This is a genomic window from Clostridium sp. OM02-18AC, from assembly GCF_003481825.1.
In the GTDB taxonomy this organism is placed as follows: domain Bacteria; phylum Bacillota; class Clostridia; order Lachnospirales; family Lachnospiraceae; genus Brotaphodocola.
In genome coordinates this window covers 64,496-76,699 of the sequence record NZ_QULW01000009.1, presented here as the reverse complement: position 1 = coordinate 76,699, position 12,204 = coordinate 64,496, and the positions used below count along the sequence as shown (strand labels likewise).

Annotated in this window: 11 protein-coding genes; 5 read left to right on the top strand and 6 right to left on the bottom strand. The window is 47.7% G+C overall.

What is annotated here, in order from left to right:
- Positions 1-108 precede the first annotated feature (108 nt).
- Positions 109-975 (top strand): TylF/MycF/NovP-related O-methyltransferase, encoded by an 867-nt coding sequence (locus tag DXB18_RS08020; RefSeq protein ID WP_118707070.1) that lies wholly within the window; start codon positions 109-111, stop codon positions 973-975.
- Between the two features lie 167 nt (positions 976-1,142).
- On the opposite strand, the gene DXB18_RS08015 is transcribed toward DXB18_RS08020, so the two are convergent.
- Positions 1,143-2,195, bottom strand: coding sequence for an XdhC/CoxI family protein (locus DXB18_RS08015; RefSeq protein ID WP_118707068.1), 1,053 nt, complete (start codon positions 2,193-2,195; stop codon positions 1,143-1,145).
- A gap of 239 nt (positions 2,196-2,434) precedes the next feature.
- Here DXB18_RS08015 and DXB18_RS08010 point away from each other — a divergent pair, with 239 nt between their 5' ends.
- Complete coding sequence (locus tag DXB18_RS08010; RefSeq protein ID WP_118707066.1) at positions 2,435-3,832, top strand: amidohydrolase; 1,398 nt, start codon at positions 2,435-2,437, stop codon at positions 3,830-3,832.
- Positions 3,833-3,854: 22 nt separating this feature from the next.
- Here DXB18_RS08010 and DXB18_RS08005 read toward each other — a convergent pair whose 3' ends face one another.
- The gene (locus tag DXB18_RS08005; RefSeq protein WP_118543281.1) at positions 3,855-5,219 is read right to left on the bottom strand and encodes a GHKL domain-containing protein; all 1,365 of its coding nucleotides are present in this window, start codon (positions 5,217-5,219) and stop codon (positions 3,855-3,857) included.
- On the bottom strand, positions 5,219-5,917 hold the full coding sequence (locus tag DXB18_RS08000) for a LytTR family DNA-binding domain-containing protein (RefSeq protein ID WP_243103293.1): 699 nt from the start codon (positions 5,915-5,917) through the stop codon (positions 5,219-5,221). Before DXB18_RS08000 ends, DXB18_RS08005 begins: the two co-directional genes overlap by 1 nt.
- A 184-nt stretch (positions 5,918-6,101) precedes the next feature.
- On the opposite strand from DXB18_RS08000, the gene DXB18_RS07995 reads away from it, so the two are divergent.
- Positions 6,102-6,956 carry an MBL fold metallo-hydrolase gene (locus DXB18_RS07995; protein ID WP_118543283.1) on the top strand — a complete coding sequence of 285 codons (855 nt, stop codon included), beginning with the start codon at positions 6,102-6,104 and terminating at the stop codon, positions 6,954-6,956.
- A 14-nt stretch (positions 6,957-6,970) separates the two neighbouring features.
- Entirely contained in the window at positions 6,971-8,455 is a 1,485-nt protein-coding gene (locus DXB18_RS07990) for a hypothetical protein (protein ID WP_118707062.1), read from the top strand.
- Here DXB18_RS07990 and DXB18_RS07985 read toward each other — a convergent pair.
- The gene (locus DXB18_RS07985) at positions 8,450-8,653 is read right to left on the bottom strand and encodes a hypothetical protein (RefSeq protein WP_147355230.1); all 204 of its coding nucleotides are present in this window, start codon (positions 8,651-8,653) and stop codon (positions 8,450-8,452) included. The two genes, DXB18_RS07990 and DXB18_RS07985, sit on opposite strands and share 6 nt — an antisense overlap.
- A gap of 111 nt (positions 8,654-8,764) precedes the next feature.
- On the opposite strand from DXB18_RS07985, the gene DXB18_RS07980 reads away from it, so the two are divergent.
- Complete coding sequence (locus DXB18_RS07980) at positions 8,765-11,092, top strand: glycogen/starch/alpha-glucan phosphorylase (protein ID WP_118707058.1); 2,328 nt, start codon at positions 8,765-8,767, stop codon at positions 11,090-11,092.
- A 187-nt stretch (positions 11,093-11,279) separates the two neighbouring features.
- Here the strand turns inward: DXB18_RS07980 and DXB18_RS07975 are convergent, their stop codons facing one another.
- The gene (locus DXB18_RS07975) at positions 11,280-11,612 is read right to left on the bottom strand and encodes a type II toxin-antitoxin system RelE/ParE family toxin (protein ID WP_118543286.1); all 333 of its coding nucleotides are present in this window, start codon (positions 11,610-11,612) and stop codon (positions 11,280-11,282) included.
- Positions 11,609-11,872 (bottom strand): type II toxin-antitoxin system prevent-host-death family antitoxin, encoded by a 264-nt coding sequence (locus DXB18_RS07970; protein ID WP_118543287.1) that lies wholly within the window; start codon positions 11,870-11,872, stop codon positions 11,609-11,611. The genes DXB18_RS07975 and DXB18_RS07970 overlap by 4 nt, the downstream gene beginning before the upstream one ends.
- Positions 11,873-12,204 lie beyond the last annotated feature (332 nt).

Genomic DNA, 12,204 nt, shown 5'->3' with positions numbered 1-12,204 from the left:
TATAACTTGTTTTCTGTGTGAAAGCAATCCTTTATCTGTCATGCATTCTTGCTTTTTTCAAAAATTGTATTGTATAATAAACATATCATTTTGACAGAGGAGAATCCTATGCAGACACTTATCATACTCGGTGCAGGTCAGTTTGGCCGTTCTTTTGTCGGTCTGGTCAACCGAAACCAGTTCCAGCTCCTTGCATTTGGAGATAACAACCAGACACTTTGGAATACCGGTCTTTCTACCGCACTTGGAAAAGTTCCAGTCATTTCCGTAGAGCAGGCAGCGAAGCTGCAGCCAGACCTTATGCTCATTGCCATAAGCGACGAGACGCGCACCCAGGCTCTGATGGACCAGGCCATACAGGCCGGCTATCAGAATTCCTTTTTAAAGCTTTCAGATCTCTCCCGGATTTTAGATATCCGGAGTGCCACGCTTCACCGCATGGCAAACCGAATCACAGAGCAGAGGATTCCCGGAAGCATTGCCGAGCTTGGCGTATACCGCGGAGATATTGCCTGGCAGTTAAATGCCTTATTTCCGGAACGGGAATTGCTGCTGTTCGACACCTTTCATGGCTTTGACGAAAAAGATGTGAAAACCGAAAAAGAACGCTGTTTTTCCAGAGCGGAAATCCAGAACTTTTCTGATACCTCTACCGACTATGTCAAAAGCCGGCTTCCGTTTCCCAATCAGGCTCTTTTCTATCCCGGATACTTTCCAGAAACAACCTGCGGACTCCCGGACAAACAGTTTGCGTTAGTCAGTCTGGACACCGATCTGTATGAGCCAATTCTGGCCGGACTGCAGTATTTTTATCCAAGGCTCAGTTCCGGCGGTATGATCCTGCTGCACGACTACAACAATACACAGTTTCGCGGCTGCAAAGAGGCGGTACGCCAGTATGAACAGACCGCCACTCCGCTTTTACTGGTTCCGCTCTGTGACCTGCACGGTACCGCCGTGATCCTGAAACCATAAACAAAAAAGAATGTGCCTTGGCACATTCTCGCGCACTCGGCGCAAAGGTAGATGGTTGCTTCAGCAACCATCTACCTTTGCGCCGAGTGCGCTTCCTCGCGGAGCGTTTTTATATGATAGGACGCAATTTCCTATCATATAAAAAAACAGCTTCCTCCATGATAAAATCACGCCCGCTCGATCAGCACCTGCATCACACCACCGCAGACCATCCCTTCCTCTTCTGCCACTTTTCCGGTCATATCTACATGCCGGATCTGGTATATGCCGTCACGGATCACCTCTCTGGCATGCTGCATCAGGTTTGCCTCCGCACAGCCGCCGCCGATGGTTCCCTGGATCATGCCAGTCTCATAAACGATCATCTTGGCTCCCGCCTTTCTCGGTGTGGAGCCTTTGCTGCTTAAAATGGTGATCACTGCCTTTTTCTGGTCCGCAAACTTTTCGTCCGGTTCCGCCAGATCATGAATGACCTCCATGTCAATGTCAGACTGGGATACCTTTCTGTCTCCCTCTTTCTCTGGCTTCCGCTTTACCTGAATGGTTTCCGCAAGGATCGCCACCGCGATCTCCTCCGGGGTCACCGCACCGATATCCAGCCCTACCGGTGTGTGGATCCAGTCCAGCCAGGTCCGGTCAATGCCCTCCTCTTCCAGTGTATCCTTTAACTCGCGGACGCGCTTTCTGGAACCGATCATCCCCAGGTATGCTGTCTGTGGCTGTTTCGAAAGTGCCCTCAGGCAGACACCGTCATGACGGTGGCCACGGGTCAGGATAACCACAAAATCCGAAGCATTGACACCGAGTTTTTCAATCGCGGTATCAAAATCCATACAAAGTACTTCCTTCGCCATTGGGAAACGAAGCTGGTTGGCAAAGCTTGGACGGTCATCGGTTACCGTCACGTCAAAGCCGGTTCGGGCCGCAAACTCTGCAAGTGCCAGGGACACATGACCACCGCCAAAGATCAGCATGCGGTTTTCCTTGCAGAAAGGCTCTGCGACCCATTTCTCGCCACTCTGCCCCGGCTCAAAACCCAAAATACACACCTTCTTTTCAAACGCTGCCTGCTGCGCCAATGCTTCGGCCTCTTCCGGTTCCTGTCCCGGCACATAAATATGCTTTTCCAGCGTTGCATCTTCATGAAGTCTGGTCAGAAGGATTTGCGGTTTTTCTGACTGAAGTCCGGATAAAAGCTCCCCATATACATTACTCCCCATCTTTTCTCTTCTCCTTTCCGGTATTATATCTGACTATTTTAAAATCATTGCTTTATTGTAGCAATTTTTATCACTTTTGTAAATATCGTATGACTATAGTTTTTTCATTTTATTTTTCACACTGGAGTCTCCCATAGAATCTCATTCCAAAATCAGGTTAGAAATGTTATACTAAGGCATAGAAAACATAGCAAATTCAGATAAAAAGAAAAAGCATAAATAGATGGAGAAATCTCGTCATGAACAGACAACAGTTTGAACAGCAATTTGAAACAATCAGCGACCAGATCTGGGACTTTGCAGAAACCCGTTACCAGGAATTTCGCTCCAGCGCCCTGCAGGCAGATTTTCTGGAAGATCAGGGATTTCAGATAACCAAAAACCCTGGCGGCATCGCCACCGCATTTTCCGCAAGCTTCGGCTCCGGTCACCCCGTGATCGGACTTTTGGGCGAATACGATGCCCTGCCCCGCATGAACCAGACAGCCAATGCCTGTGAGCGCCAGTCAGACCGCCCCGGCGCAGCGGGTCACGGATGCGGGCACAATCTGCTTGGCACCGGTACCATGGAAGCTGCCTGCCTCATCAAAAACTGGCTGGAAGAAACATCACTTAGCGGCACCGTGATCTATTACGGCTGCCCGGCAGAGGAAGGCGGCGCCGGAAAAGCTTTCCTGACCCGCAGTGGCTGCTTTGACGGTCTGGACTTTGCCCTTGCCTGGCACCCTGGTTCCAAAACCGGACTGATCAAAGAAGCACTTGCTAACATCCGTGTGATCTTCGACTTCACCGGCAAAAGTGCCCATGCTGCCGCCCACCCGGAGCTTGGCCGCTCCGCGCTGGATGCCTGCGAACTGATGAACGTGGGTGTCAACTATCTGCGGGAACACGTAAAAAGTGATGCCCGCATGCATTACGCCTACTTAAATGACGGCGGCGACGCGCCGAACATCGTTCCTGCTTCCGCCACCTTACTCTATGCCCTGCGGGCACCGCAAAGTTCCTATGTTGCAGAGCTTTACGACCGGGTCACCGATGTGGCAAAGGGTGCTGCACTGATGACCGGAACGAAAGTTTCTTACCGGACAGTCAGTGCCTACGCAGATTTATTATCGGCTCCGGCTATGGAAACGCTCATGATGAAAGCGATGCAGGAAGCAGAAAAACCAGAGTACACCGAAGAAGATTATGCGGTTGCAGCGAAGTTTATGCGGTTGCCTGAGCTGTCCGATCTGTCCGGCACCGCTGACGCTGCTTCCATAGATCAGACCATGCGAGAAGAAGCTGCTTCTGCCCACACTTCGATTGATGCAGAGATTCTTCCTGCCGACCAGACCATCTACCTTGGCAGCACCGATGTCGGCGATGTAAGCTGGCAGGTTCCTACCGGGCTCATCAGCGTAGCTGCCGAAGCCACTGGTTGTGCCCTGCACACCTGGCAGATCGTGGCACAGGGCAAGAGTCCGCTCGCACACAAGGGAATGCACTATGCAGCGCGGATTCTGTTTGCCGCAGCGAAACAGCTCTATTCCAGCCCGGAACTTTGCGAATGCATCCAGGCTGACTACCAGCGCATAAAAGGAAGCCGTACCTATCGCTCCATGCTTCCGGACTCCGTAAAGCCGGGGGATTTTTAAAATTTAAAAGCCGCAGTCATGGTTATGATTGCGGCTTTTTTGATGTTTGCGGTTTTTGCAATTGTTCTGTTTCCGGGATCGGCAGCGCTACCGTCAGGACAAAATTGTGGTACGGATCACACTGCGCTGCCATACTTCCTCCATACTTCTCCACGGAGCGGCGGATGCTGCTAAGTCCAATGCCATGCAGATGCCCCTGTTTGGAAGAGACCGGAAGTGTTCCCTTTAATGTTAAATCTCCTTCAAAATAGTTTCGGAATGTTATGACCAGATTGCCGGAAATTCTGCCGCATTTCACAAGAATGCTGCGTTTTTCCGGATCTTTCACTTTTTTGGAAGCCTCAATCGCATTATCCAATGCATTTCCAAAAATCGCACAGACATCCATCGCATCGATAAAATCTCCCTCTGAAAAATCAAAACACGCATTGATGTCAATCTGAAACCGCGATGCCTGATAGATTTTCTCGGAGATCAGACCATTCAGCAGCGGATTGCCGGTTTCTGCCAGATTTCCGTATCCGGAGATTTCTTCCATCAGGTTCTGCACATAAGCTGCCGCATTCTCATTGCTGTCGATCAGGTTTTGGAGGACGATCAGATGATTTTTCATATCGTGATGAATGCGTTTTACATCTTCATCGGCTTTCAGATGCGCTACTGCATTTTCATAACGGTAGTGGTTAATGGCCTCATTCAGCCTCACCTCTTCACGGATTTTCCGGTTGTACAGGTAACGTTCAAACAGGATCATGGCAGTAATGCTGAGCAGCTGCATCAGGATCGGATAACTGGTCAGTTCCGTCGGATATTGACCACTCGGCACCATGGAAAGCAGCTTTAAGGTCATTTTTACATAAAGCGCACACCCGATCAGCGCTGCCGAAAGGATCCACCTGCTTTTTGGCACACGTTCAATGGCCGCCAAAGGGACCAGTCTGCTCACCAGCGTGATCAATCCTGCTTCCAGTAGCAATTCTGCCACATTTCCAAACGTACTTCCGACTGACTGGGACTGGCGGATCCATCGTAAACCGGAAAGCTGCGGTGTCAGAAAAATATTATTTTCACTGGTAAATGCCAGCCAGCACAGAATTCCCAAATACAGGCTTAACCGAAAATCGGTTCTTTTTGCCCCAAATACCCAGCACGAATACACAAGGACACGAAGCAGGAAACGCCAAAGCATCGAAAAAAGACTTCCGCTCCCGGCATACAGATAAATCGGGAGAAGAAGCAGCAGACTTCCATATCCGGCTATCTCCCGCACCAGGTTTTCCTTTTCTTTACCAGGGACATCCTCCTGCGTTTTCTTTTTCAAAGGGACAAAAAACCAGTACATCATCAAAAGATCAAACATATAACGGAACAGCTGCGGAACATCCATCAGATATTACCTCCTATACAGCGTGCAAAAGCTTCTGACAATTCTTTCTTCCGGTATTTGCTTACCGGTATCACACTCCCATCTGTCATAAAAATCTGCGTCGCCCCAATCTGGCGGATGTAGCGCAGATTCACAAGATAGCTCTTGTGACACCGGCAGAACCCTTTTTCTTCCAGAAGTTTTTCATACTCGGAAAGACTTCCGTAACAGGTCAGAGTCTGGTCCGCACACACTGCGTGAATGTCATGCCCGTAAATTTCCATATAGTACAGCTTATTCAGGTCCAGACGCCAGGAATCATTTCCAGACTTCACCATAATGGATTCTGACCTGCGGCTTTTTAACATATGGACTGCATCCAGCATCTGAAGCCTCAGCTGTGCATACGTCAAAGGCTTCTTCAAAAAACCGAATGCGTGAACTTTATATCCCTCCAATGCATATTGCGTCATGGTTGTAACAAAGATCATGCAGATGTCTGAATATTTTTCTCTGATTTTCCGTGCAGCATCCATTCCGGATATCTTTCCCATTCGGATATCCAAAAACAAAATATCAAAGTCCGGGGTCATCTGTTCCAGCAATTCCTCACCAGATCTGCAGATTTTGATATCCAGTCTGATCCCGCATTCCTCCGAAAAACGTTCCAGCATCCGCTGGATGCTTTCGCACATCACACTCTCATCATCACATATCATCAATTTCAACAAACAGGGTTCCTCTTTTCTTAGACCTTTTCTACAAAATATCATACCCGATTTTCTTTTCTCCGTCAAATCGTCCATTTACGCTGTGAAATTTCCGTTCATGCTGCACACATTGTTTAAGTGCAGGAACTTTGATAAATTATTGTTAATCTAAAGAAGAAAGGACGTGCATGCAATGAATACACCAGCTTCCTGGCGGACTCCCCTTCCGCATAAACCACTTTTCGATCAGAACGTAGAGCCATTTCCTGCTACCAGATTTTTTGACCAGCTTTCCTTCATCGGAACTCCCAATGTCGGATGTTTTGTTCTGGAGACTTCCGATGGACTGATTCTATTAGACTGTATGGAGCCGCTCGATGAACACCGTGACCTGATCGTTTCCGGTTTCAAACAGCTTGGTCTGGATTTGAAAGATCTCAAAGCCATCCTGATCACACACGGACACGGCGATCACTACGGAAAAGCGGACTGGTTCCGGGAACAGACCGGCTGCAAAATCTATATGTCCGAAACCGATACTGCTTTTGCCAAACAGGATACCAGAAACCGGACCGGTGTCCTGAAATGGGATGTCGACGGATATCTGGAAGATGATACCTGGTTTCCCCTTGGAAATACCCGGATTTACTGCTGTCAGACTCCGGGACATACCCCGGGAGGGATGAGCTTCATCTTTCCGGTCACCGATGAAGGCCGTCCGCATATGGTCGCCATGTGGGGCGGAACCGGAATTCCTTATAAAATGAGCGATAAAGTGCTCTATCTGGAATCCACCTTAAAATTTGCCGAAAAAACCGGGCAGATGCACTGTGACGCGGAAATCTCCACCCATCCGTTTGTGGACAAGGGAACGGAACGACTGCAGATTCTCCGCACCATTTCAGACGGAATCCCAAACCCGTTCGTTCTTGGAGAAGAGAACTACAAATATTATGAAAAAGCTTTTACCGACAACTGCCTGGCTGCCATGAAAAAACAGGCAAAAGAAGCAGATGATCTGCTCCCGCCGCAGCCGGTCCGCAAATAACCAGGAGGTATCCTATGGAAAATCGAAGAAGTAACGCTTATACAAAGAAACAACTGCTTCACCTGGCAATCAGCTTCTGTTTCATTTTTCTCTTTGGAGCATTCTGCCCGACCTGGGGCGGGATCACACGTCTTGGAGTCCGTGCCATTGGAATCTTCATCGGAGGGATCTGGCTGATCGCAAACCGTTTTGGCATGGTCATTCCTTCTTTCATCATCATGTTTGCCATGCTTCTTACCGGTTACACCGATGGCACCACCATCATTCAGACAACCCTCGGAAGTCCAACGGTATGGCAGCTGATCATCATCTTTGTCCTGCTCTTTGCACTGACCGAAAGCGGGGCAGACAGCGTCCTTGCGCGCTGGATGATCTCAAGGAAAGCATTAAACGGACATCCGGTCCTCTTTACCTGTGTCTTTATGATCGCAGTAACGACCCTCGGTGCCCTGGCCAGTGCCCTTGGCGCATTTCTCTTCAGCGTTGCCATGGTCAATTCCATCGCTGAATCCGTCGGTTACGATGATAAAAGCCAATGGAAGAAAGCCATGACAACCGGAGCCCTGATTGCCTCTTCTGTAGGCGGCGGAATTCTGCCATTTAAAGGTATGGCCATGATGATCTACAACCTTCTGGCTCCCGGACTTTTGGAGGCCGGCGTTGAGATCGATCAGATTTCTTATCTGGTTTCTGCAATCGTGTCCGGACTTTTTATTTCCGTCTCACTGGGTCTTTGCCTGAAACCTCTGTTCCGTGTGGATTTTTCCAAAATGAAAGATGCCGATGTCGCATCCATCTGTGCACACGGCGGTACCAGCTTTAATAAACGCCAGTCAGTAACCTTCCTGATCTTCCTGGTTGGAATTGCTTACTCCGTTGTTATGATCTGGCTTCCCAAATCCATGCCAGGCTATGATATCATAAATGGCATCGGACAGGGCTTCTGGTTTGTTCTGATGCTGATCCTTATGGCACTGATCCACATCAACGGCGAACCACTCCTGAATGTAGAGCGTGCCATGGGAAAAGCCATCAACTGGGGCATTGTCATGTGTGTATGCGCATTTACTGCCATTGGCGGCATGATTGCCAATGAAGAACTTGGAATCCGAAACTGGCTCAGCATGATCATGAATCATGTATTCGGCAACATGCCATTCCCGCTGTTTGTTGTAATTCTGGTAGCAGCTACGCTTTTGTGCACCAATGTATTTTCCAACACGGCAACTGCAGTCATCATCGGTACCGTAGTCGGTCCGTTCCTGATCAAATATGCAACAACCATTGGAATCAACCCAAGCTGCCTCATTCCAGCCATTGTTATGTCTGCATTATGCGCATTCCTTACCATGGCAGCAGGCGGGTCGGCACCACTCTACCTTGGTTCCGACTGTATGAAAGATGATCCGAAATGGGTATGGAGCTATGGACTGCTGATTTTCCCGATTGTGACGATCACATCGTCCCTGGCCTACATTCTTTGCGCTTATCTCTTATAAATTGCCTGTCTCAAAAAATTGTAATAAATCATCCCCAACTTGTCTTTGTTTTCGAATCTGTTTGAAAACAGGGACACAAAAATCCCCGGCGAATCTTTCTCCGATTGCTTCGCCGGGGATTTTCTGTCGCCATGCAGCCGGTGGAATTTTCTTGCCGTAGATATTTTCATTGTTAGGTTTCATTGTTACTGTTCTCATCTCATTTTCACTCTTGCGCACCCATAGCCCACTTTGTTATAATATAGACAGTTTGTTAATTTTTTCATTCTGTGATTCATTACACTTCAAAGAAGGGAGTTTTTCACGATCATGAATCTGACCAAAGCTGTAAAGGAAAAATATAAAAAGCCGCTGGCATCCTGCACCAATGAGGAAATCTACCTCTGCCTTTTGGAACAGGTGAAAAAACTTGCGAAAGAAAAGGAAGATATGGATGAAAAAGCAATTGCCTCCTCTGCAGAAGCAGACACTGCAAAAGCCATCTTTGCAAAATCCAAAACATCTTCCGGCAAGCGCAAACTCTACTACATCTCCGCAGAGTTTCTAATCGGCAAGCTGCTCTCCAACAACCTCATCAACCTCGGGCTTTACGATGATGTCAAAAAAGAACTGGAAGCCGCAGGCAAGAGCCTTGCAGAGATTGAGGAGCTGGAGCCGGAGCCATCACTTGGAAATGGCGGTCTTGGACGTCTGGCTGCCTGCTTTGTGGATTCCATTGCCACACTCGGCTTAAACGGAGACGGCGTCGGCTTAAACTACCATTACGGCCTGTTTAAGCAGGTCTTCGACAAAAAGCATCTCCAGCAGGAAACTCCGAACCCGTGGATTGAAAAAGAAAGCTGGCTCACCAAAACCGAGACTAGTTACCAGGTTCCGTTCGGCGGCTTTACCGTTACCTCCCGCCTCTATGACATGGATGTGACCGGCTACAACAACCACTCCACCCGCCTGCGCCTCTTTGATCTGGAATCCGTAGACGAGAGCATTGTCAAAGATGGCATCGACTTCGATAAAACTGAAATTGAGAAAAACCTGACCCTGTTTCTCTATCCGGACGACTCCGATGACAAGGGACGTCTGCTGCGTGTTTACCAGCAGTACTTTATGGTCAGCAACGCAGCCCAGCTGATCTTAGATGAGTGTATCGCCCGCGGCTCCAACCTGCACGACCTGGCTGACTACGCTGCTGTTCAGATCAACGACACGCATCCGTCCATGGTCATCCCGGAACTGATCCGCCTTTTAGGACAGCACGGTATTTTAATGGATGAGGCGATCTCCATCGTTTCCAAAGTGTGTGCTTACACGAACCACACCATTCTGGCAGAAGCTCTGGAAAAATGGCCGATCTCCTTCCTGGAAAAAGCAGTACCGCAGCTGATGCCGATCATCCGTGAACTGGACAACCGCATTCGTGCCACTGTAAAGGACGAGAGCACCTACATCATCCAGAACGGACTGGTGCACATGGCGCATATGGACATCCACTATGGCTACAGCGTCAATGGTGTGGCATACCTGCACACTGAGATTTTGAAAAATACGGAGTTAAACAACTTCTACAAACTATACCCGGAACGTTTCAACAACAAGACCAACGGCATCACCTTCCGCCGCTGGCTCATGGCCTGCAACCCGGAGCTTTCCGCTCTCATTACCTCCCTTATCGGGGAAGGCTGGAAAAAAGATGCCATGGAGCTGGAAAAACTGGGCGCTTTCGTGTCCGATCCGGCTATTCGAAACAAGCTTCTGGAAGTTAAAACCGAAAAGAAAACACAGCTGGTTTCCTACTTAAAAGAGACCCAGGGACTGGTGTTAAACCCGGATTCCATTTTCGATATCCAGGTAAAACGTCTGCATGAATACAAACGCCAGCAGATGAATGCCCTCTATGTCATCCACAAATACTTGGAGATCAAAGCCGGAAAGATCCCGAAAACACCAATCACCGTACTGTTTGGTGCCAAAGCAGCTCCCGCTTACGTCATTGCAAAGGACATTATCCACTTAATTTTATGTTTACAGGAACTTATCAACAAAGATCCAAAGGTAAGTCCACACCTGAAAGTTTTCATGGTGGAAAACTACAATGTAACCCTGGCTGAAAAGCTCATCCCGGCCTGCGACATTTCCGAGCAGATCTCCCTGGCTTCCAAAGAGGCATCCGGAACCGGCAACATGAAGTTCATGTTAAACGGTGCGCTGACCCTTGGAACCATGGACGGCGCAAACGTGGAGATTGCTGAACTGGTCGGAAAAGACAACATCTTCACCTTCGGCGAATCCTCCGAGACCGTCATTGCCCGCTACGGGCGCGGCGACTACAAGTCCAAAGACTGGTACGAGAAAGACAAAGACTTAAAAGCCGCTGTCGATTTCATCGTCGGAAAAGAGCTGCTTAAGATCGGCCAGAAAGAAAACCTGGAGCGTCTCTACAAAGAACTGTTAAACAAAGACTGGTTCATGACTTTCCCGGATTTCAAAGAGTATGTGAAGACCCGCGAAGAGGCCTACACCGCTTACACTGACCGCACCGAATGGGCGAAGAAGATGCTCGTCAACATCAGCAAGGCTGGATTCTTCTCTTCTGACCGGACAATCGCACAGTATAATGAAGAGATTTGGAAGCTGTCGTAGATAGAATTTTCTGAATCAGCGGACGCGCCACTAGCGCCTCCTCGATGTGCAATGTAACTGAAAATTCCGTGTGTAACATACATCCAGGGCGTGTAAAAAATGATTTCTCATTTTTTCACACGCCCCTTCTTTTTTATAGGCTATGTTTTTTCACAGCCCCTTTTCTTTTCAAGTTGGCCATTTGGCTTTATTGAAGCGGAATCCCGTGATGAAGGATAAAAGCCCAGTTACTTTTTTGATACAGAAAACGCACGATGATTACTAACTGTTTATTTTCATCTATAGTATAAAATGCCAGATAGTTATTGACTTTTATGAAACGGATTCCCCAACTGGATAAGACTGGATCATCTACGATCCGGTATCTCTGAGGCATTTCAGCTAAAGAAGAAATTTGTTCATCTGCAGTATCCAGTAAGTGGTCTGCAGCATCCGGATTTTTAAGGGAAAATTCTATATAGTCGGCTGCTTTCAGAAGATCTCTCTCTGCTGTTGCAGTGATGTGGATTGTATAACTCATCTACGACGTCCTTTCCGGATCTCTGATAATGCGTCTGAAAACGGTCGTGTATTTCCGAATTTAATATCATCCATTCCTTCATGAATCTGATCGTATAACTCAAAGCGGCTTGTTAGTGCTTCGTAGGCTTCAATGCTCATCACGGCAAGGTCACCTTTTCCGTTTTTAGTGATAAAAACTGGCTCAGTGTAAGTGTGGCAATGAGTTGAAATTTCATTGTAATTGTTTCTTAGATCAGCACTGGATTTGATTGTTGGCATAAAAACACCCCCTTATATGATAACAAAATTATACACAAATTTCTTTATATAATCAATATTAAGATTCAAATAAATTTGCATGATCGTGAAGTACAAGTTAAAAATCTCACTGTAACATTGTAAGAATCTTCATACCATCCAACCCGTACAACCTTTTCTGCTGTATCAGCAGCTGACGCAGGAAATGAGAACGATAGTAAGAGTCCCAAAAAACATAACATAAAACAACATCGTCGATCCGTATTTCTTTTCATCGTTTTCATCTCTTCCCCCGTAAAACAAAATTGTAAATCATGCTGACAAACAGTCCGTAATGATTATACTGCTTGATA

What these genes read in the sequence shown, in the direction of transcription:
- DXB18_RS08020 (WP_118707070.1), top strand. Translation starts at nt 109, where the DNA reads ATGCAGACACTTATCATACTCGGTGCAGGTCAGTTTGGCCGTTCTTTT.
- DXB18_RS08015 (WP_118707068.1), bottom strand. Translation starts at nt 2,195, where the DNA reads ATGGGGAGTAATGTATATGGGGAGCTTTTATCCGGACTTCAGTCAGAA.
- DXB18_RS08010 (WP_118707066.1), top strand. Translation starts at nt 2,435, where the DNA reads ATGAACAGACAACAGTTTGAACAGCAATTTGAAACAATCAGCGACCAG.
- DXB18_RS08005 (WP_118543281.1), bottom strand. Translation starts at nt 5,219, where the DNA reads ATGGATGTTCCGCAGCTGTTCCGTTATATGTTTGATCTTTTGATGATG.
- DXB18_RS08000 (WP_243103293.1), bottom strand. Translation starts at nt 5,917, where the DNA reads ATGATATGTGATGATGAGAGTGTGATGTGCGAAAGCATCCAGCGGATG.
- DXB18_RS07995 (WP_118543283.1), top strand. Translation starts at nt 6,102, where the DNA reads ATGAATACACCAGCTTCCTGGCGGACTCCCCTTCCGCATAAACCACTT.
- DXB18_RS07990 (WP_118707062.1), top strand. Translation starts at nt 6,971, where the DNA reads ATGGAAAATCGAAGAAGTAACGCTTATACAAAGAAACAACTGCTTCAC.
- DXB18_RS07985 (WP_147355230.1), bottom strand. Translation starts at nt 8,653, where the DNA reads ATGAGAACAGTAACAATGAAACCTAACAATGAAAATATCTACGGCAAG.
- DXB18_RS07980 (WP_118707058.1), top strand. Translation starts at nt 8,765, where the DNA reads ATGAATCTGACCAAAGCTGTAAAGGAAAAATATAAAAAGCCGCTGGCA.
- DXB18_RS07975 (WP_118543286.1), bottom strand. Translation starts at nt 11,612, where the DNA reads ATGAGTTATACAATCCACATCACTGCAACAGCAGAGAGAGATCTTCTG.
- DXB18_RS07970 (WP_118543287.1), bottom strand. Translation starts at nt 11,872, where the DNA reads ATGCCAACAATCAAATCCAGTGCTGATCTAAGAAACAATTACAATGAA.